A 22,850-nucleotide genomic window follows, 5' to 3' on the forward strand; every position below is an offset into this window, starting at 1 on the left:
AATAACAAGTTAAAAAATGATTTGTTCTTGCTTACACACGCTGAAAAATCCATAGAATTGTTTCGGCTTTAGAAAAACCTTCTCATTATTTTTCTATTAACTAAAAGTTTTTTACATTTGTTTATTTTGATTTTTCAAATAGAGACGGGAACCTATTTGCCTTGGAAAACATCACTCTTAAAGGGTTTTTGTTAATTATTGATAAATCAAACTGAATAAAAGAATATGATTTTTTAGAAAATCAGCTGCTAGCCAACCCAATAGAGCCGCCATATATTCGACGATAAAAAACCATCAAAAAATTTCATTCAATGGGCGGTAGGCCTTAATCCTACTTAACACTAAACATTTTTTGGCACATGAATGAACCAAAACATATTAACTAATTTATCTACTTCAATAATTTTATAGGAGGGTTTTCTTATGAAAAATCCAAAACGTAATTTTGGCAAAGGAAAAGGTCTAAAATTTTCGGCCAAAGAAGCTTTAAGAGAAATTAAAGGTAACCGATTTGCAACCATAAGTACCCATTGTCATCGATTTAATTTGTTTGCTGATTTTTGTAAAAAAAATAACACCAATAATGCAGTTTATATCACTCAAGATCTATTTGAACTATATGCATTACGGATATTAGATCGTGTATTGGTTGGCGATATAAGTACGCATTACGCTCATAACCTAATAAGTAGCATCAATGTTGTAATGCATGCCTTTCGTCGTGATAAATGTATTTGGTTGAGTCCTAAAACATTATTTGGTCCACGCAGCCATGTAAGAAAAATCGCACCCAATATGTCTTTATTTGTACTCAAAAAGGCTTGTAGAAAAATCAGCATTAAAGCTGGTTTTGACATTGCATTGTTGATATGGCTTGCACGGGTTTTGGGTTTGAGATTACGAGAAGCAATATTGCTTGATGCAAAAAAAAGTCTCAAAGAAACTAAAAGCAAAGGACATGTTGATATACGAAAAGGCACAAAAGGAGGACGGGGTAAAAAAGTCGAACGTTTAGTTAAGTCAAATAAAAGGGTGGTTTTTGCTCTTGAGATGGCTGTAGTAGCTCAAAGTAATAGAGTTTCTTTTATTCCTAAAAGTGAAAAGCTAATCACGTTCTACCGCCGAATTCACAACATTGCTTTACCTATTTTGAAAGAGTTTGGAATCGAAAAAATTCATGATTTACGGGCAGCTTTTGCTTGTGATGACTATAAAAATGAACTTGGTATTGAAGCTCCAGTTATAAGTGGAAAATCAGTAACGAAGACACCTGAAATAAAAGAAAAACTAAAAAAAATAAGTAATAAGTTAGGTCACAACCGTGAATACATAATAGACAGTTATTGTGGGAGATAACACTTTGAAAAAATTAACCTTTGCTCAGATAAAAATGAAAACATTTATTGGTGATAATTTTACTGGCGCGGCAATTTCTAAAGCAAAGCATCATGAAAGATCATTTCTAATTGCAGCAGCTATATCTGGGCGTTTTTCATGCCATGTCTACCAATATCAACAAAAGCATTTGCTGTGGTTTCTAATAGAGCATATTAGTAAGTTCACAAAAGGTACTCGTTATAACTATCTATTAACGCTGGTGAAAATTATTCGTTTAAATAAAAGAACAGCTTGCTGGGAGACTGTATTGGTCAAAAATTTTAAAATTTCAGAAAATAAATATCTAACTCAACATTAATTTTGAGTTCTAAATACACTTTATTAACACAAAAGGAACGTATGATGAAAAATGTTTGTAATACAATTGCTAGTTTATTAAATAAAAGAAGAGATATTAAACGAGACATACGTAATAGATCTTTACCCTGGTCTATATCACTAAGTTTAGGAGCTAAAAACGATATAAAGGACATTATTTTAGAAAATAAAATTTACATAACTAAGGCGAGACAATATTTACCTTTCAATGATAATGAATTTAATCGGTTCGTTTTACCTATTATTGAATATATTGCAAAATATTATCTTTATTTACCTTCATGCAATGATCATCATAGACATGCTGGTGGTGCATTTTTGCATTCAATTCATTCTGCTTTATATACTGCATCTTTAATTGAACGTAGCTCAGAGATTTACAGAGATATAGATGGAGAATATCGTCGTATGTACGAAAGTACTAGCCCTTTAGCTGTGTTTATATTTGCTTTATTACATGATACGGGCAAATACATCACTGACCATGAAGTTTCTGTATGTGACAAAAAAGGAACTATTAACCAAAAGATAAAGCCTTGGGACCCTACTAAAGAAACGATCCATGATTGGCTAAAAATAAATAAAGTCCAATATTATAGGGTGCAGAATAGCCCAAAATGTATAGCTAATAAATATAAAATACATACCCTAACTTCATTATCTAAATTAGATCATATTTTAGACACCTTTAGTCATCCAAAGTTATTAAAAGATCAGCTTTACATGATGCATAAGAATTTTGGTGATGGGTTAACTCAAGAAATGTTGAAATTTGTTGAGGTAGGGAGGATGCTATCTATAAAGTTTTACATGGACTCACATTAATTTTTAACCATACAGGAGTAAAATTTATGGCAATGCTAGAATAAGATATAGTTAAACTGAGGCTGTAACAAAATCAGAACAAACAGAGATTTTGTCACAGCCTCTTTTAATTACTGTTTTAAACTCTTAATTGCATATATTTCACGCATGTATAACCCACTCCAGATACCTATTAGCATCCCCAAAATAGCAGTTATACCCCCAGGAGATAGCGTGGGTAAAGCTAGTAATAATTGAGAGTCATTCCCACCTAACGCTAATGATGCACCTATCCCCATGCAGGCACCAGCCATTAAATGTAGAAGCCATTGCTTCCAGTCAGACTTTACTATTTTAAACCTTTTCGAACGCCAAGCGGCGGTTAACATACCAGCTATCAAAGATAAAAATACAAAGTAACTCTCCATTGGAGGCCATAAAGTTTTATCAGCGCTTGTTAAAGCATGGCTAATTTTTTGTAAAAGTCCAGATGGAGTCCACTTATCGTCAAAGAGAAACACAAAACCACCAATGAGGCCTATTGTCATCATTGTTAGCCAAAGTTTTGTTCGCTTTTTATCACCGTTAAAAGCCCAAATTAATAATGCAATTGATATTGAAACAAGTATTCCTAACGTGATTTTTTTAGATAATAATAATTTTATGTGAGTTGTAGTTGGACTCCATTGAGCTAAAATAGACCAACCTATTATCCAACCGGTAATAGTGAAAATCATTTTAGAATCACCTCGAGATAGTTTACTTAATGTCGAAACACCACAGCCCTGATTGAATGCAGTACCAAAGCCAAAAATAATTCCACCAATTACAAACCAACTATTTACTTCATAGGTTTTAAAGTGAGTATGGATACCGAAATAATTAGCATAAAGCATGGCAACCCAAGCCAAAACACCACTGAATAATATGGCTAACAGAAACTCTGGCTTTCCATTTTTGCATTCGTTAACACCTCTAACCATACACAAACCAATAGATTGAGCGAGATAGCCAATAGTGCAAACTAGTATTAACGCAATTGGTAGAAACATTATAATATCCGAGTAAATTTTATCCATAAAGTATGGTCTATAGTTTCCTATTATTCATTAATATTTTTAATGGACAAAGGGGATAAATATGCCCTTATATTTATATTGATGGTAGAATAATTATAATTAAAAACACTACGTATAATGATAATGTTTCGATGATCTATTTAGATACAGCAGCTTCTTATCCAATTCTTCCTGAGGTAAAAAAAGCACTTTTAGAAGCATTTGAAAAGTCCTTTGCTAACTCGGCTTCTAGTCATTTTTTAGGTGAACAAGTCTCTGATGAAATCAGTAAAGTACGAGAGCAGTTAGCGAATGAAATTGGTGCATATCCCAGTGAGATAATATTTACTAGCGGAGCTACGGAGTCTAATAATATAGCCTTTAAGAGTTTCCTTTTGGGAACAGAATTAACAACAGATAAAAAACATATTGTAACTACACAGATTGAACACAAATGTGTATTCGCTATTTGTGATTACTTAAAGTCTTTAGGTTATGACGTTACCTATGTGAAGCCTAATCGAGATGGTATTATTGAAGCTGAATCTATTTTAAATGCAATCAGACCTGACACAGCGCTAGTCTCCGTTATGCACGTGAATAATGAACTAGGTACTATTAACCCTATTGCTGAAATTGGTCAGGTTTGCTTCGATTTAGGGGTGTTATTTCATAGTGATGCTGCACAAAGTTTCCAGAAAATCGATATAGATGTTGATGATATGAATGTCGATGTAATGTCTTTATCAGCTCATAAAATAGGAGGCCCAAAAGGTATAGGAGCAATCTATATTCGTGACTTACGTAAAAAACATTTAATGCCAGTAATTCATGGGGCAGGTCAAGAAGACGGATTACGTGGGGGGACAGTTGCAGCTCCACTTATTGTTGGGTTTGGAAAAGCTATTGAAGTATTTTCGAACTACTATGAAAAATTTAAATCACGCCATATTAAATCTTACTTATTAAACCAATTGAAATTTAATGGCATTGAATATCAAGTCAATGGCTCTGAACTTGCGCTAGAGAGTTGCATATCATTAACTTTACCAAATATTAATACTGATGTATTTGTAAGGGATAATGAGTCTAAATTATGCTTAGCACAAGGCTCAGCATGCTCTTCAAAGGAGATTGAGCCATCACATGTTCTAACTGCATTAGGTTTAGATCGAAAATTAGCTGATCATACCTTTAGGATCAGTTTCCCTTTAGACATATCGATCGATGACTTAGACTTTATAATTGCAGTAATAGCTAAAGCACGTTGATTTTTAGATGTTTTCTATCAGAATTTTCAGTTTATTACATTAGTAGCGGCCATAAAAAAAGCGACTAAAAGTCGCTTTGATCTAAATACAACAGGTGTTATTTATAACAAGTAACACAAGCCCCGCCACCCTCTATTTCATCATAGGCTTCATCCATAACGTCTGTATCAATATTCACAACATTTATTTGTAATTGGTTTTGGCGTCTTCGAGCTTTTTTGGCAAAACGTTCCATTCTTTTTGCATGATTAGCTTCAATTTGTACAATTCTGTCTGGATCTTCTAGGGTCGAAAGAGGCGTATCTTTGCCAAGCCAATAAAAAGTACCATCAGGGCGCTTTTCTTCAGCCGTTTTCTCATAGCTTTTAGCTTCTTCAAAAGCATCCGGATATATTTGCTTTAATCTAACCCATTCTATCTTTTGCTGATAAAAACAAAAAGTACAGCCACTTCTTGAACGCCATCCATAATAGCCTGGTTTTCCAACATCCATAGCTTCAACAATTTTTCTATAAATATCTACAGTGAGGTTTGAGTCTTTATATGTTGAGTTAGTCGTGTGTATTATTTCATTCTCAAAATGCTCAATAACGACTTCCTCAGTAGGCGTTGTTGGCATATTAGTATTGAGGTCTATAAACAGTTTACGATAATTTATAACTTCTTCAGTATCAGAGAGAAGATCAGCACCTTGCAAAATATCAAAAATATCTTTTCTATTTAAACCATCTTCACGAAATGGCATCTCAATTTTGAGGTATGCTTCGTTATTCGAGTTAGTTAAAAAGCCTGTTCGAGCGGGTTCATCTGCGCGAATACCTACATAAGAAATAACTTTATCATAGCCTTCATCCATCATTTTTTTATTAATCCACATCTCAAATGGAACTAACTTCATTTGAATAGTGCACCAACGTGCTTGGGGTGATGGCAAATAGTTTTGATGTTTTTCTAAATGATAATCAAAATCTTTTTTCGTACGATTAGAAGAAAATACTTCATCATAAGGGTCGATGATAGGCTTACCTAAGTAACCTTCCAAACGATCAATAAAATCAATTACCTCAGGGAGCTCTTTACCTGTATCGGTAAAGTAATATTGAATATCAAGATCAGGGTAATTATCGCGCATATACATAGCAAGTGCGGCACTATCCTTACCACCAGATAATCCTAATACATGAAGAGTCTTAGGCATGTTCAATTTCCTTTGTCATTTCATCTAATAGAGCCATTAAAACAGCTCTTCGTTCATGCACTTCTAACGTTGAAAGTGAACTTTCGACATTACTAATTTGAGTCTTATAATCCCTTCTAACAGATTTATATTCTAAAGCTTTAAATGAAGCTTGATAATTAGCTAACTTAAAGCGTTCTATTACTCCAATAAGTTCTGCTTTAGCTTTATTAATTGCATTGTCATCCCAATTACGTTCTGCTTTACCTGATAATAATGAGATTATATTGGGTATCCAATTATTGTTACTTGCAAACTCACCTAAACGTTGGGCAAATGTTTGAAGCTTAGCATCCGATGTGAAACCAGCGACATTTTTACATTGCTTCAATAAATATTCATCAATAGGCAGGTAACTAGTTATCTCAGTTTTAAATGCCTTAACCATTTCTTTATGTGAATTAGTAATCTCATCCAATATATTTTTTATATCATTAGACTTTATATCAATTATAGATTTTTTTGTAAAAAGAGAAGTGACTTTATCGAATAAATAATCATGAGGGTCTGATGCAGTTTTTGAATATAAGATAAAATCTTTAGCTGTTTCGGATAATGACTTTGTATTACGAGTCCAAGTTGAAAGGCCTGTAAATAATGTAACATACTCTTGAGCAATTGCTAGTGGTGTAGGATCTCCACTAAAGTTTGGAAGAGCAATTGCCAATTCATTCAAGTACGCCGTTTTTTCTTGATCAACTTTTACGAGTTGGACTCCAACAAAAGACGATTTAAGCATTAACTTTATTACAAACTCTTCATCTGGTGCAGTAATGAACATATGTTCGTTTGTCGCATCATTTTTGTCAAAAAATGCAAAGTCTTTAAGGTGTGTCATTACAAAGGCAAGCATCCAAATGGATCTAATCCCCTTAGGAACACCAAAAGGTTTATGAGACCAAAGATCATCAATTTCATTTAACCAAACAATATCGCCACGCTTTTTGATAAGGAGACTTGCAGAATTAAATAACGCCTTAAGATTTACATCACTTGGTTGACTGAAGCCTAAAACACCTTCAGTTTCTGTATGGAGTTTTTTATTTTTCAAACATGAAAAATATAATCCTTTCTCCGCTGGAAAACTACCAGCAGGGAAGTTCAAGTTCTCTTCTTCAAAATTTTCAGCCATTGCGATAAGCAATTTCTTAATTGCAGAGTTAGCACTACCTGATGGTTTAGAGCGGTTTACTAGCTCATTCTTAATCACAGGAGCTTTATTGTAAATATGATCGGCAATCGAAGATGTTATTGATGCCAACGTTTTATTTTCAAGTAACAGTGAATCATATTTCCATTGTGCTGTTTTAAAAGCTTTATCAGTTGCTTCAAAGATAGATTGTTTTGCTAGTTCTATACGATGATTAATTTCATTTTTTGCAATAAAGTCATGACTAATTTCTTTATGCTCCTTTAATACTTTATTCAAAGCAATCAATTCAATTGCCTGTGTTTTTAATATAGAAAATTGAGCTTGATGGCCTAATATAATATGTTCATTATTATCAGCAATAGCTTTTGCTCTTTCAAATAAAGACTCTTCTACAGGTAGCACAAACCACAAAAAAGTATCTCCGCTTACAGGGCTTGTATCTAAGTCCACTATTTCGGATAAATTATGCTTTCCAATTATTTTTGTTTGTGCCCAGCGCATTGTGCCCGTCTTATGGTAATGAGCTGTTGCGAGTATATTATTTGCTTGAGAGATTTGAGACGTCCAATCAACACCATCTTTAATCTCTCTTATTGTATCCGTGATTAATTGATTAATGTCGATATCACTGCCTTGAAAAACAAACAATGCATCGTGCTTTTGACGATAGATAATTACAGTCCATTCTTCTAACTCTTTTATGGCTAAAGTAACATCGTGTTCTGAAAATCCTCGTGAACTGAAGTAGCTAATTAAGAGCTTTCTTTTTGCAAATAGTTGGTGTTGAAAACCAAATAAAGTTAACAGTGCAATGGTCTTGGTTATTAGACAATGTAAGTCAGAACCTTTTTGTTCTGCTCTATAAATTGCATCTTGGCCTTCCAACCAAACCTTACTGTCTGAACTTGCCAGAATGATATGATTTAGGTTGTATTGTAGGTAATCCCAGAATAGCTCAGGGTGAAACAAGTCAAGTTTCTTAGTTTCAACATTCAATTCTGTTGGATAATGTTGCTCAATAAACTGTTTGAACCCCCTTTTTTCATTGGATGCTAAAAAACCAAATAAACTTCGTTCATTTTGAGAGAAGCTTCTTTTTGATATAGGGCCCAATAGTAAACTTACTATAGGATCTAACGGTAAAGAGTTTAACAGAGGTACTTTTCGGTCAGTTTGAGAGGGAAAGTAACTAAGTACTGAAGAAATTAAGCTATCATTCTCTTGAACTAATTTTTTTTCTACTTCGTCTGTCTTGGCTATTGAGTCACCAATTAATACCAACGATTCATCAATAGAAGGGATGTAACCCATGTCGCGGTAGCGACCTTGTACTTTAGCCCAATCTTTTTGAGCTGAAGCGTTCATTACTTTAGAATATTCACTAAATGCTTGATGCAAGAAGCCAATTAAAATTGCAGGCGTTTTAGATTTTTGAATAACATCAGCAAGGTTTTGAAAAAAATATAAGTCTTTATTTTCTCTTGATTGATAATCTAATGCTTTCCCCATTTCATCTAATAAAATGATTACACCGTCAGATTTAACACCCTTATCAAGTGTTGAAGCAATTAGTGTGAGACATTCATCATCGTTTAATTGAAAAATATCCTGTTCAATAAATTCATGTTCTAGTGTTTGTAAAATAGAGCAAGTAATAGTTGCTGAAGGGACATTTAAACCACAAACATGCTTTACAACTTTCCAACCTTTTTTTATATTGAAGTTTGATTGAAAGTCCTTTTCCTTAGAGCTAGCTGTTAATTTTGCATTTGCATAGTTTCGTACATTTTTATTATCAGACAGTAATTGCGTTAAGAATAGTGCAATAGTTGATTTACCTGTGCCATAAGGCCCTGTGATGGTAAAACAACGTTGTTCACTTTTAGTGAAATCTCTGCTGATAGTATCAAGCACATTTAAAGCGGTACCATGTAAGATGAAGCTATCTATGAAGTCTTTATAATTAAAAGCGTCATTATCTAGACGAGTAGAACTCTTGTATTTTTGGTTGATATCAATCAAAGATGACATTTCATTCAACTCCATAGTATTTATTTAGAATTTTAATCGGGTTCTTTATTAAATTAATGGGGCATGAAATTTGCCTCAAGCCTCTAGAATCAACCCAAGTTAATCCACCATTTGTAGTAAGCTGAGCATCATCAAGTTTTTGGCCAAGACCATGTTCTGATAATCTAAATATTCTACCAGGGGAAAATGGATTACTTAGTAAAGAGTCAAAACCAATAGTTAATTCTTCTGTCTCAACGTTAACGTCCTCTAAATCAATAGTTAAATTCATAAATCTAGCTACAGCATAAATGAATACTTCGATAGGTAAATCTTGTTGTTCGCGAAGAGGACTTGTATAAAATCCATTACCGTTGTCATTAATTAAACTTAATTCAGCTAAAGGAGATGAAAAATGATCTTCGTCTATTTTAATTGTTTTAGCTGAATTAGCTTTTCTTTTTCGGCAATAAGTATGCAAAAAACAATCAAGATCTTTCTTTAGACTTTTATCCGTAATACCATCATTTTGACAAATTCTCTGAGCATCTTCGACAAAGTCGAATAAATATTTTTCTTTTTCAAAACTTTGCACATGTGAAAAGTTAAAAAAATATCGGTATGAAGTTAAAGATTCGTCATCAAAGTTAAGTAAAAAATGAATTAACCAAATAGAACCTTTCTGTTCTAAATACGGATCTTTCCCCTGATGTATATCAAAATCACCAAAAATATAATTACCCAGTTCGGTAACCGAAGGGACTTTATTTACTTTATCGTAAATTACACTAGTACAATCCGACCAATAACGGATGGCATTTACCATATTTTTACCAACACCGAGTTCTATCACCGCTTTTTCAACATCCTCATTCTTAGACGTTTTCAAAAAATGGCCTGAATTCATATGGTTAACAGCTTTGTAAAGCCATCCATATCTTAAAGGGAATGTATCGTGTCCGGAAAATTTTGCTTTCATTGATTCGAGAGTCTCTGGAGAAGTTGTCCAGAAGAGATGGTATTACTATTTTCTTTATTATGAAAGTAAAAACTGAACTGTGTCTGTATATAAGAACAGTTTATTTAGGGTAAGTCTTTATGTTGATGACTCTTTGTACAAAACTACAATAAATGCTTTGATTTAACATGATGTTACGGTTAAGGTGTAATGATAATATTTAAATAATTGGATGGAGCCGATGATATTTATTTTATAGCTAAGATCTTATCCTCCCTCCCTCTCTAGAAATCGTTCATATGCTCTGTTTACTAGTTTTATTTAGTTTTTATTTGAAACGTTAATAAAATTGTTTGTTACTTATAAAGAGGTTCTTAATGGCATTAATTAGCAATAATAAATTTTCAATTACTAAGTGGCGGTTAAGTACCGGCCTTAAAATGTTGAAAGCTAATCCGGATATATTTACTACGCAGGCACAAAGAGTTGCAATGAGAGAATTCATTGCCGGCTCAGCAGTAGTTAAATCAATTAATGGCTGGATGCAATCAACACAGTTATCAAAAAATAGTACTGGGTTGTCTGAATTAGGACTGATTATAGAGCAAAACGACTCGCAACTGGATAGATCTGCAACATGGTGGGCAATACACCTTCAATTAACCCTTTCTGATAAAGGGGAGCCTTACAATACACTATTTAAAAATTTAGATTCATTTACTAAAGAATGGTTAAAAGAAAAAGATATCAAAGATAGGATGTATGAAACTCTTGATTCATACGCTGAAGCTAGTGTTGACTCAGCTTATGATGGAGTGAAAAAAATATTTTCTTCTGATAGCCCTCTTATGGATCTAGGTTTAGTTGAATATAGGGTATATGCAGAAGCTACAGAAATAAAATTAGGAACACCTAAAGTTACGGATGAAGCCATTATTTATGGGTTATCTTTAACAAGGTTTACATTTTTTAAAAGTAGACAAAGTATTGATTTTAAACTTTTAATTGACACTGGAATAAATAACTACTTATGCATGTCTAAAGTTGATTTTAAGAAAAATTTACAAAGAATGAGCCAAATGAATCAATGGAAAGAGTATTTTGGATTTGACCAAGCTGCTGACCTTGAATCTATTACCTTTAAAGAACTTTGCCAGCCGAATACAGCTTTAAAATTATTACTTCAACAAGGAGATGACACTTGGCTATAGTGTCTTAATCATATGGATTTAGCATTTTTACAAAAACTAATAACTGAGAATATTCAAAAGTACCATCTAAAATCTCATTTAAGATATATAAATATTTGTTTTTCCAGTAAAGACCTTAAAGTGGTAAATGAATTAACTAGAGCTGTAAGGATTGCATTACCGGGTTATCAGATTTGGGATGATCCATCAAATCATGTTGCACCTGATTATGGTGTTGGGCGAAAAAAGTTTTTGAGTGAAGTAAAAAAATACTCCTCATCCAACGGACTAATTATTCAAAAGCCGGAACAGTGGTTTGTTAATTGGCAACTCACTGATAAGCAAGCTTTTTGGTCTGATAGGTCTCTAAGTCATGGATCTAGTAATACTATTATTGTGTTTGCGGATAGTGATGAATTTAGGAAGCAAAATATTAATTATTATAAAGAAATAAGAATTGATGGCATTAAAACTTCTTTATGGCTACCTATTAAAGCTACCAACTAGATAATTGAGATAAATATGAATATTCACGATATTGTACAAATCCATGCAGACCAAAGTCAAGCTGCTGTTGTACTGGAACAAGAACTTAATAATTCTTCTTTAGTTGGTAGCTACAGTCCAACTCAAGCTTCAATAAAAGTTTTTAAACATATATGTAAAGCTGTTCTTCCATCAGCTTTTAAAGAACAACGAGCATTAAATATATATGGCAGTTATGGTTCGGGGAAAAGTCACCTTTCTGTAGTGATCGCACAGCTCCTTAGGGATGGTGCTAGTACATCTTGTTTTGAACAGTTTAAAAAACGGTTAAATAATATAAAAGAGCAAGAGTTATCAACTCAATTAGAACAAGTCTTTTTACCTAACGATGATACAGATTCACGCCCCTACTTATTAGTGTCTTTGTATGGTTCTAATACTCCGTCAATTGGTGCAAAATTAATGGAAGGGCTTTTTGATTCAATTCAACGCCATCCTGAATTAGATATAAAAAATATATTACCTGACACAGAGTTTGATGTCTGCTTAAAAAGATGCAAAGAGATAATTGAACATAGCCCTGAACGAATGCGTGATGACTTGACATCTATTGGTATTGATAATTATTTAACTATTGATGAACTAATGTTCGGTTTGGAAGAGCATCAACAATCGGCATTAAATGATTTTCTCTTTTGGCATAAAAAAGTATGTTTTGGATCTAGCTTTAATATAGCTGCCGAAGGAGGAAAGAACTTTATTGAAGCCTACTTTGAAGCCGGTATCAATTTATCTACTCATTATAATTATAGTGGAATTGTTGTACTTTGGGACGAATTTGGTGCTGCATTGGAAGATATGATTGCTAACCCAGCTAGAAATGCTGGTCAGGAAATAATGGAACTTCAACAATTTGTTGAAAAAGTTTGTGCTCCTGACAATGGCCACACAATATTTTTAGGTGTAACTCATGTTTCATTTGAGGAATACGGTGATCGCACCAGTGCTAATGATGTTGTAAAAGAGAGCCTGTCCAAAATATCTGGTAGGTTTAACACGCCGTTTAAAATAGAGCTTAATGCGTCAGAGGCTGAGGGGTACCATTTATTAGGTATGCAAAAGTCATGGACTCAAAAAGGCAAAGAGCTGACGTCATTGGAATCAATCGAAAAGAATAAGCTCATTAAACAATGTGTAAAGTTAGATGTATTCAAAGAACTATCTGATCAACTACCTTTAGTTGTTGAAGAAGTTTATCCTTTGCATCCGCTTATGGCGGCAGGGCTATTTAACCTTTCAAATTTGGCGCAAGCAAATAGAACTGCTCTTACATTTTACAGAGATAATGCAAGTGAAATAGTTAATAGAGAGATTGTGAATGGTGAGCTTTGGGGAGATGAATTAATAAGGTTACCTAGTCTTGTTGATTATTATCGAGATAGTTTCCGTAAGCAAACACCTAGTGAATGGAGAAAGTATGAGCTAGCGATCTCTAACGTTGTGAACGATACCGATGGTAATAATAAACAACGTAAAGATATTATTAGCTTAATATTTCTTTCTCAGGTACTAGGAGAAAACTTCAAAGCAAATGAAAGTTTATTAAGTTGTGCATTATACAGTAATGGAAGTAATGGACTACTTGAACACTTACAATGGTTAAAAGTTGCAGGTTTAATATGGAAAAATAGTGTCACTGATATATGGACTCTTGCAGGGGAGGCAGGGATAGATATTGAGGTAATGATCGAAGAAGAATATGAGCATTATGATAAAAACAACATAGAAGGGTTACTCTCTGAGAATAAAGCAATGAGAGATGATTTATTTCCTGCATTAGGCCGCCATAACCTTGAACCCGCATCTTCAGGCATAGTTCGTTCGTATGAGCTAGAAATGTTAAAATCATCGTTTGCTGCATCTGATATTAAAAACCCTAGCTCAACAGTTAGTGCAAAAGTCTATCTAGTCTTGGCTGAAAAAGAAATAGATGCAACTGCAATAGTGCACAAAATAGGTTTAATAAAGCCCCAACTAAGTTATTTTTGGATCCCCTTAATGGGAATCGAATCAGAAGTTTTATTAGAAAATAATGAAACCTTTTCATTAAAAAACCTTTTAGTTAAGTACTTAGCAATTCATAATATTTTAAAAAAATCAAAATCATTAACTGAAGACTTGATACGTCAGCTAGAAGCAAAATGGGAATATAACAGACAATCAATTATGAACATGCTGTCTAGTTTATATGGTAGAAACGGCCTCCAGAATGGTAAGTCTGCTATATATAAAGCGGGTGATGACAATAAGTTGCACAGTGTAAGTTGGCATAATTTTAAGGCTATTTTACAAAAAGATATAGGTCAATCGTATCCAAATGAAATATCAATAAGAGCAATGAACCTAAATGTATTAACTGATGAAAAGTATACCGGAAGCTCAAAAGTTACTAATTTAGTAGATAAAATTTTAAAGTTTAATGAAAATCCATCCTATCGTACAAATGACTTACTCGGGGAAGCTAAAGATACAAGTGAGCCTGCCGGATTAATCAACGGGACTCTTTGCGCTAATAATATGTTTATACAAAGAGCTGATGGGTGGGATTTTAAAAATGATGATGAACTAGATGAACCAATTAAGTCATTAATTCTAGATTTAAAAAAGAATTTTCTAAAGCCAAACCGAAATGTTGCGTGCCATACTTTTGAATTAAGGGAAAGGTATGTAAAAGAGCCTTTCGGTATTCCTGCTTGTACATTACCTATATTTGCTGCTTTTGCATTAAGAGGGGATATTAAACGAATCCGTTGGTCAGGTAATAAAGATAGTAATGTTTCAAAAATTCTAACTAAAGCCTTTGAAGGCGGTAATAAAATTGGATTTAAGCTTGTAGATTTTACCGATAATCAACTTGCTATTCTAAGCATTGTAGGAAACGAGTTTGGTGTCGAATTCGATGGAAAAAGTTCAAAAATCGATTCGGCTAATAACTCAGCTAAAAAGCTTAGGGAGCATATTAAAGCTATGCATGAAAATATAAAATACTCTAATAAATTAAGTGCTGGAGTATGTGAATTAGTTGAATTTGTTGAATCAGTTGGTAAGAGCAATCAAGATTTAGCTGAACATTTGCTTGAGTCATTTGAAATTAAGAAAAGAATAACGGTTAACGAATTGTCAACTATTAAGGAGCAATTTTCTTCAGTAATAAATGAGTTCTCTAAAATAGCGGATATAAAAAACTTCCAAATTAAAGAAGTTTTTAAGTCTATTTATCCGCAACCAGAAAATAAATTAAAGTTAATAAATGAACTAAATAACCTAGGTAATCCTACGGCAAATAGATTAGCTACACTTCTTGAGGAAACTGAAGCAGCTGAGGAAGTAGCATCTTCATTTTTAACAACAACATTTTTAAATAAACCTTTTAATGCATGTTCAGATATTGATATCGGAATATTAAGTGGTACTTTAAAACAATTAGTAGAGCAGGCAGAAAGCTACTCTTTCAAGCAGAATCCTATAATACATGATGTGCCATCAAGCCCTTATTTAACAATAGCCCCTGATCTACCGTCCAATTCTGATGGTTCTCGGCAAAGTAATTCGAAGAATGTATTTAATAATAATTTACAAAAGTTAGTTGGAAATAGTGAATTATCAAAAGAAGAAACAATAAATTTAATTCAAGATTTCCTGAATAAATTAACGGACGATGCATAGTGCCTATTCAATTAGTTGTTGATGAATATAATATTGATCTTGTGGATGTTGCTAATGCCGTATCTGCGCCTTCGGATGTATACCCATACAGAGAAAAACTATATGGTTATTTAAATCAAAATAATCAAGTCATTCATCGTGTATACTTTAAATCACGGGCACTTTATCTGAGATTCAAAGACTTTGAAGGGCTTGATGGTGTTTTACCTACCATAATTTTAACCCCCAGAACTATTTTTAATAAGAGTTTTAATGTTGTCTGCCCTGATTGGTTAACGAATGACTTGATTGTCGAATTAAACTTACTTGAAGCAACTTGTAGTAAAGAAGACGGAGATTTAATAAACATTATTATGGGGTGTGTTGACCCTACTATTTTCACTGAAAACGACTTCAATGTAGCAATAGAGAAGTTGGGAACTAATGTTAATCAATATAAATTACTGTTAAAAATAGATACTGTAAGAGATCGGATTGTATCTAAATTTAGTAGCTCGTTTGATATTGATAAACATCGAATCAATTCTTTATTTGACTACTTATTCGCAGAACAAGACTTTCATGTAAGTCTTAATAAGTTAAAGATTGAGCGACATACTGATGAGCTGCGTAAGATAGTATCTTATTTCAAATTGAATTATTCCTTACCAGCAAGAACTATAAACTCAGAATTACTGAAGATATCTAATTTTTTATTACCAGAAGACTTAGCCTTAGATTTGGTTGATAAATGGTTAGAGATTTTGGCTGATGTTAATCGACTTATACTGCATGAAAAATATGGCTTTGAAGATATAGTGAAGTTACTTATCTCCCCATGGCCTTCTCTATTGAAGATGATAGAAGAATTTATAGACACAAATATAAATTATTTGACGGATGAGTTGTTATTTAAACTTGAATCTTTTGCTTCAAAAGAAAGTAAAATATTAACTACCAAGCTTAAAAGTTATAAAACATCTGTTGAAAAAATTGAATTTCCTGAAGCTCCTAATGTAGATACAGTACTAAAATGGGCTGATGGTTATCTAGATAAAACAAGAAAAGACTTTACTGCGGACAATGAGATAGATTCTGATAATGCAATAAAGTTTGCTCATTGGTTAAAAAATCAAGGTCCTCGTATTTCAAGAACTAATTCTCATTGGTTAAATTTTTCAAAACAAGTATCTCAATCTCTTAAAGATAATAAAATTGTAGTTATATGCATGATTGACGCATTGTCATCTTTACATGAAGATTTAATTATTGATAGTTTTTCGGCGATAGAGCACTTAACTCTAGAAAAAGAGAAATTATTTGCACCTCTTCCTACTTTAACTGAAGTCGGAAAGATAGCGGTGTTGACAGGTAAGGAAATGGGTACTCATTCTTTTACTTCTGATCAAGCAATTAAAGATAGATATAAAGAACACTTAAATTCAAGTCAATCTCTTAAAATTTTTAAAAGTTGGGAAGACACCAGAAAATCAAAAATAGAAGTTGATCATAAATTATTGGTGTTTTTTGAAAATAGAATTGATGAAAGGCTTCATGATTGCCCTAGTTTTGAAAAACACCGTAAAGACGTAAAGGCAGTTTTAAATCAGCTAAAAACAAAAATAGAATCATGGCGTAAGGACGCCATAATGCTAAATAAAGAAATAGTTTTTTATATAACTGCTGATCATGGTATGACAGTCTGTAAAGATCATGAACACTTGAATGTTAATGGAACAATCAAAGATAGAGTTATCAAAGTTGATCGAAGTCCAGTAGAGCTACCTAAGAATTGTAGTTTTATTAATATTGCAGGAAAAGACTCTGGTTATATTGTTCCTCTAGACCGAAGGTACTTTTCAAGTAAGAAAAAAGGGAAGGTTCTATCTCATGGAGGAATGACACCTGAAGAAGTCTTTATTCCAAACTACAAGCTTTATTCCGGAAGAAAAATTCACTATCAGGATGTAATTAGTGTTGAACTTACGGATAAAGAATGTAAAAAAATAAATAATAAATGGGCTATATCATTAGAGTTTAATTCAATTGTAAATATTGATGATTTGAGAGTTAGATTTAAGGCACCGTTTATCTGTAACCAAGAAATCGTTTGTCTAACTCCAGGTAAAGCCATGATTGAAAACTTTGAGTTTTTGAGTTCTGTTGAGCAAACTGGGTTAACTGAGGTTAGCTTAGAGGCGCATTATACAATTCAAGGTAAGGCTCATACAGAAGTAAAGAATATTTCTATAGATTTCCCTCGTAAGTTGATTGAGGAAAGTCAGGCAAGTAGTGGTTTTGAAGGGATGTTTGATTAATGTTAAAAGAAGAGTTAGATAAAAAAATTCAACGCGCATTTGGCACGTTAACTATAGATAAAGAGTTAGTTAGAAACTTAAAAATTAGAGACAAAAGAACTATACCTTCATTTGTTGAAGAATGGTTAGTCTCTAAATTTCAAAGGCCAGGTGCTTCTAAATCAGATACATATCTATCCATAACAGACTTCATGAGCAAACACCTGCCAGACAAGTCTGAAAAAAATAAAATAAAATATGCAATACAAAATAATCAATCGACGGTTTTACTTGATAGGTATGAAGTGAGAATTGATATTACAAAAGACAAACGCTTATTAGCAATACCCAGTATAGATGAAAATAGTGCCTCAATTACAAAAGACGTTTTGAACGCAAATTCCTCTCTTTTAGAGGGAGGACAGTGGGGAGCTGGACGTTTGAACCTTGGTCATGATGGAAAAAATAATATTATTGAAATGGTCGAGTTTCAACCCATGGAATCGGGGACTGTAGTTTTATCCGAAGTAATCAATGCAAGAAGTGATTTTACTACCCAAGAATGGATTCACGTATTATTGAGATCTATGGGATACGAACCTTCGGCCTACACTCAAAAGCAACAACGTTATTTGTTAATGAGGTTAATTCCTCTTGTTCAGAATAATATCAACATGATGGAATTAGCACCAAAAGGAACTGGAAAGTCTTTTATTTATTCTAATTTGAGTCGTTATACTTGGTTGAATAGTGGAGGAGCTCTTTCTGAAGCGCAGCTATTCTATAATTTATCAACTAAACAGGTAGGTTTGTTTGGAAATTATGATTTATTGGTTCTTGATGAAGGGCAATCAATAAACTTTAAAGGTGCTGATGATATTCATGCAAAGTTTAAAAATTATCTAGAATCAGGAGAGTTTAGCCGTGGAAACAAGAAGGTTGCTAGTGAATGTGGTTTATTGATTTTAGCCAATATTGACTTATTCGATAATAAACCCGTTAGGTCCGACTATATAAAGCATTTACCTGAAATGTTCCATGATGATGCTCTTATTGACCGATTTCATGGGATTATTCCAGGGTGGGAAATACCACGCTTTACTACCGATAAAGCGGCACAAGGACTAGGAATTAAAGCTGATGTTTTTGGACAATACTTACATCAATTGAGGCTTGTGAGCCACGTTACTTTTCCATTTGGAGAGTGCCCTGAGATTAAGGGGGATATTAGAGATAAGAATGCAGTTACTAAATTATGTACAGCAATGTCTAAATTGCTTTTGCTTAATCCTGAGGATGAGGGCTACCAAAAATATGTTCTAGAACCAGCTATTGAATTACGCACTAGGGTAAGAGAGCAATTAGCAGAGCTAAATCCAAGTGAGTTTACTGCAACATTAGACCTGAGTTATTAAATGTTTGACGAAAAAAGTCCAATGCTTGATATACCTTTTGATAAACGGAACACATGCTGGTTTTGTGGTGAAATATCTTTTAAAAACCTCTCTATTAAAGATGAACTTTTAAAAGACATTAACTCTGATTATACACAAGTTCTTTTTCCTGCTTGTGAAGAGTGTTTTAATTTATCCATGAAAATTAAACACTCTTCTATTGAAGAGATTCAACAATCAATAAAAGATAAAATTGTCATTAAATATTCTAAATATTTGGCGATAGGTTCGAAATGGACAGCGGAAGAAATACAAAGTAGTGAATTTTCTGGTATCGCTCTTTCTGGCTTTAAAGAAAGTGCATGGTTTATGTTTGAACAAACTAAAAGTCGAATAAACTATACAGGCTGGGACGTTTCTGTCGATGGGATATCTTTAGGAAATACAAGTGGTTTAAATAGGGTTAAGTTTGATGGCGTTCAATACTCAAACCTGAGTGAATTGTTGAACTATCTTGTGAAAACATTCTCAATAGATAAAAACTTTCTTCGACAAGTGATTGATATTTATGGAAAGGAAAATATAGTTCAAGCCGTTAAATATTGTAGGTTAATAATCCACTTTGACGATGAAGAACGGAAATCTGCTTTAAATGATCTTAGAATTTCAAAAAAGGAAGAAGAGGCTCTGTTAAGTCAGGATCACTCTATACTTAACTTCAGCCTTACTAAAAATGATGTTTTTAAGTGTGAAATAAATAAGAAAGTTATCCCCTCTGATGCAATATTATGGGCAATGAGGAGTGGTATAGTTACATTAAATGATTTAGACAATAATGAAGGCGAGATGTTTCAATATTTTGAAGAGAAAGGATTTAGTGATGATAAAATATTTAACTATTTTAATTCATTAGAAATATATCTTGATAAGCGGAACCATTCACCAAGTTGGCGTGCAATAAATGATTCAAATATAGAATTGTGGGAAAAAATAATTAGATCTGTCAAAGGAAACCATTACTTTGAAGATAATTTTCAACTCACAAGTGATAGCTCAAAACTTAATAATGAATCTGACGATGAGACTAATGATGAGTATTTGAAAGAATCATTAGAGATACTTCTTATTCTAGAGTCAATTGTAGGAGTTAAAGCCATAAAAAGTGGTAATATTATTAGCTCATCACAAATGGAAGAGTTTATTTTCGAGGCTGAATTTTATGACATTAAAGACTATGAACTGTTTTTCGATAGTATCTATGGGCATGATTATGAAGAGCTATTACCTAAGGACCCTTTTTTACAATATAAACATTGGAAGACTTGGCCAATAGAGTAATTAAAAATGTAACTGTGATACTCAAATTTAATGAAATCATAATGTATAAAATCTGCACCCTTTAATGACTATTTTATTATCCGATAACAATGAGTTAATGCCTAGTGTTGTTAATTGGCTGGAAGTGTTTTTATTAATATTAAATAACTCCTTTAATAAACGCTTATGAAAGGAACTTTGTTTCTTATAATCTTCAAAGCTCTCATCAATGTACTCAACCTTATCTAATAGAATAGGTCTTCTACTTTCATTAACATAATCAAAAAAATCAACATCTTGTTCGGCCATTTTTATTTTTACTCGCTCTTTTAGCTGGGGAAGCGGGGAATCATCAAACCCTTCATACCCTAATAAAGTAACTTTGCCGGACGTTATATGAATCTTTACAAGTTGAATATCATCTAGCTCTCCATACAACTGTAAAGCGGAATATACATATACACGAAGCAATGGGGATAATTCATTAATGAACTTTTTATGTAGTGTTAATGAATGCGGCTGCCCGTTTTCTAAGGCTAATTTAGCTGCCGGTAATTCTTTTTTTGCTTTAACGCATTCATGCGTAATTCTATCTATATTTGCGATATTAAACAAAAGCTCTTTTGCTTGATGTAACGCTATTTTATGCGTATCAAAGAAAGCCTTAATATCTCTTTTAAGATCATCAGGTAGGTGTGTGTAAGACGTTCTTCCTTCGAACATACCTAACGCAAAGTAGATGAGTAAATCTTCTTTACGCATGGTAGCTGCAAGTTCTAATTCTTCTTGACCAAACCAATCGGTGACTAATTTTAGTGCCTTTTTATTTGAGCCAATTATCTCTTTAATCTCGTCACTCTTGTTGAACTCTTCATTAGCTGGAACTCGTCCATAAGCTAAACAACTTAACCAAAATGACTCTAGTAGCTCTTGGTGCTTTGTGAAAAGAATCCTTGCTTGATCTTCATTAACCGGCTTAGGAGCTGTTTTTTGTTGCCATTGATAGCTTCTTTTATGCCTATTCTGAAGGAAATGTTGTTCGAGATCTTTATCTTTAAAAACATAAAATATACCCGGGGATATAGCTATAGGCTCTTCATCAAGTGTTCTTTCAATATATGATTTTAATTCTGCTTGGGAAAAATACTTCTGAAATGTATTCCTTGAAGTAACTACTCCATCTTTATATGGCGTGAATTGAGCAAGATAACTTTCGTTAGCCAACATTGCCGAAATAATTAGTAATTTATTAGTTGTATCCCATGCGCCTAATACTGCACCTATTCGTTCGTCTTGATCTTCAATGACATTAATCACAAAGCCTAAATTGACTACGTCGGAGTTAATTATTTCTGAATCTGGTCGGAAGGTAGGATCCCATCCTAATGCATCGATACCATGAGCTTCTAGTTCTCTAAGATCATCACCTCTACCACAACCATAATCAAAGATAGAATACTCACCGGATAAGAATCCATTTTTAGCGAGTGTTTTCATAGGGGCTGATAGCTCATGTCTTACAATCGCTGTTTTATGCCTATCTATTTCTTTCTCCTGTTCAACATTATTAACTACTGCAGAGCTTCTAAATAAACGACCATCTACTAACTCATAACCATACTTTTCAATTAATCTTTCCCATGATTTTTTGAAACCAATCATACGGCTATTTTCATAAAGGCCAATAGCTTCACCTTCTTGAGTAAGCATACAAAAATGCTCAAATGATTCGTGATGTTTGGAAACCATTGTTTCTTTTCGGTGAAGAATAGGGGGGTTGTCTTGTTTCGAATAGTTTGTAATTCGATGGGATAGCTTTGTTAAATCCACATTTACACTTTGTTCTAGGGCAGGGTATGAGTCTTCAAAAAACAATGGGTAATTTAACAAAGATAAACGAAAGTCTTTTCTAAATACTTTAACTAAATTCCAATTTTCATCATCAACCTTTAATGCTTTCGCGACAATTGTTATGAATTTAACCAGCACTTCAGGTACATCGGAAAATGTATCTTTATGAAAATATATCGAGTCAGGTAACTTCTTACCTACATCAAGTGAGTTGACTAATTTTTTAAATTGCTCTGCATTCATCTTATTAGCCCTATAGAAAGTAACTTAGCTTTGTTCATCATTGTTATAGGCGTTCTCAATCTAAAAATAAGATCTCTAATTAATGACAAATATTGTATTGATGATAAATACTATCGAAATTTAGATGATTGACAATGATTAATATTGACACCTTTAAATA

15 protein-coding genes are annotated in these 22,850 nt (G+C 33.1%); 10 read left to right on the forward strand and 5 right to left on the reverse strand.

The window, feature by feature from the left end; translation table 11 throughout:
• The first annotated feature begins 423 nt into the window (after positions 1-423).
• Genes H4J62_RS08440 through H4J62_RS08450 form a run of 3 tightly spaced genes read left to right on the forward strand, consistent with a single transcriptional unit; the run spans position 424 to position 2,541 of the window.
• Positions 424-1,356: an integrase domain-containing protein gene (locus H4J62_RS08440; protein ID WP_182216830.1), complete on the forward strand. Its 933-nt coding sequence runs from the start codon at positions 424-426 to the stop codon at positions 1,354-1,356.
• A 4-nt stretch (positions 1,357-1,360) separates the two neighbouring features.
• Positions 1,361-1,696, forward strand: a complete 336-nt coding sequence (locus tag H4J62_RS08445; protein WP_182216828.1) for a hypothetical protein — start codon at positions 1,361-1,363, stop codon at positions 1,694-1,696.
• Positions 1,697-1,740: 44 nt separating this feature from the next.
• Positions 1,741-2,541, forward strand: coding sequence for a TraI domain-containing protein (locus tag H4J62_RS08450; RefSeq protein WP_182231326.1), 801 nt, complete (start codon positions 1,741-1,743; stop codon positions 2,539-2,541).
• Positions 2,542-2,651: 110 nt separating this feature from the next.
• On the opposite strand, the gene H4J62_RS08455 is transcribed toward H4J62_RS08450, so the two are convergent.
• The gene (locus H4J62_RS08455) at positions 2,652-3,599 is read right to left on the reverse strand and encodes a YeeE/YedE thiosulfate transporter family protein (protein WP_220470086.1); all 948 of its coding nucleotides are present in this window, start codon (positions 3,597-3,599) and stop codon (positions 2,652-2,654) included.
• 131 nt (positions 3,600-3,730) lie between these two features.
• Between H4J62_RS08455 and H4J62_RS08460 the strand changes: the two genes are divergently transcribed.
• Positions 3,731-4,849 carry a cysteine desulfurase family protein gene (locus H4J62_RS08460; protein ID WP_182216825.1) on the forward strand — a complete coding sequence of 373 codons (1,119 nt, stop codon included), beginning with the start codon at positions 3,731-3,733 and terminating at the stop codon, positions 4,847-4,849.
• 97 nt (positions 4,850-4,946) lie between these two features.
• Here the strand turns inward: H4J62_RS08460 and H4J62_RS20200 are convergent, their stop codons facing one another.
• The 3 genes from H4J62_RS20200 to H4J62_RS08475 are packed head-to-tail and all read right to left on the reverse strand — an operon-like array spanning position 4,947 to position 10,228.
• Positions 4,947-6,047, reverse strand: coding sequence for a phosphoadenosine phosphosulfate reductase family protein (locus H4J62_RS20200; protein WP_220470085.1), 1,101 nt, complete (start codon positions 6,045-6,047; stop codon positions 4,947-4,949).
• Entirely contained in the window at positions 6,040-9,270 is a 3,231-nt protein-coding gene (locus tag H4J62_RS08470; RefSeq protein WP_182216823.1) for an AAA family ATPase, read from the reverse strand. The genes H4J62_RS20200 and H4J62_RS08470 overlap by 8 nt, the downstream gene beginning before the upstream one ends.
• Before the next feature lies 1 nt (position 9,271).
• Entirely contained in the window at positions 9,272-10,228 is a 957-nt protein-coding gene (locus H4J62_RS08475) for a DUF4007 family protein (protein WP_182216822.1), read from the reverse strand.
• 356 nt (positions 10,229-10,584) lie between these two features.
• Between H4J62_RS08475 and H4J62_RS08480 the strand changes: the two genes are divergently transcribed.
• Genes H4J62_RS08480 through H4J62_RS08505 form a run of 6 tightly spaced genes read left to right on the forward strand, consistent with a single transcriptional unit; the run spans position 10,585 to position 20,617 of the window.
• A complete protein-coding gene (locus tag H4J62_RS08480) occupies positions 10,585-11,418 on the forward strand; it encodes a DUF4007 family protein (RefSeq protein ID WP_182231327.1) in 834 nt (277 codons plus the stop codon).
• 12 nt (positions 11,419-11,430) lie between these two features.
• Positions 11,431-11,904, forward strand: a complete 474-nt coding sequence (locus H4J62_RS08485) for a hypothetical protein (RefSeq protein ID WP_182218694.1) — start codon at positions 11,431-11,433, stop codon at positions 11,902-11,904.
• 15 nt (positions 11,905-11,919) lie between these two features.
• Entirely contained in the window at positions 11,920-15,609 is a 3,690-nt protein-coding gene (locus tag H4J62_RS08490) for a hypothetical protein (RefSeq protein WP_182231328.1), read from the forward strand.
• Positions 15,609-17,906, forward strand: a complete 2,298-nt coding sequence (locus H4J62_RS20645) for a PglZ domain-containing protein (protein WP_182218575.1) — start codon at positions 15,609-15,611, stop codon at positions 17,904-17,906. The genes H4J62_RS08490 and H4J62_RS20645 overlap by 1 nt, the downstream gene beginning before the upstream one ends.
• Positions 17,906-19,300, forward strand: a complete 1,395-nt coding sequence (gene brxL / locus H4J62_RS08500) for a BREX system Lon protease-like protein BrxL (RefSeq protein WP_182218576.1) — start codon at positions 17,906-17,908, stop codon at positions 19,298-19,300. Before H4J62_RS20645 ends, brxL begins: the two co-directional genes overlap by 1 nt.
• Positions 19,301-20,617 carry a hypothetical protein gene (locus H4J62_RS08505; RefSeq protein WP_182218578.1) on the forward strand — a complete coding sequence of 439 codons (1,317 nt, stop codon included), beginning with the start codon at positions 19,301-19,303 and terminating at the stop codon, positions 20,615-20,617.
• Between the two features lie 36 nt (positions 20,618-20,653).
• On the opposite strand, the gene H4J62_RS08510 is transcribed toward H4J62_RS08505, so the two are convergent.
• Complete coding sequence (locus H4J62_RS08510; RefSeq protein ID WP_182218580.1) at positions 20,654-22,690, reverse strand: DNA phosphorothioation-associated putative methyltransferase; 2,037 nt, start codon at positions 22,688-22,690, stop codon at positions 20,654-20,656.
• Positions 22,691-22,850: the final 160 nt, after the last annotated feature.

Origin of the sequence: Colwellia sp. BRX8-5, from assembly GCF_014077325.1 — a bacterium.
Classification (GTDB): domain Bacteria; phylum Pseudomonadota; class Gammaproteobacteria; order Enterobacterales; family Alteromonadaceae; genus Colwellia_A.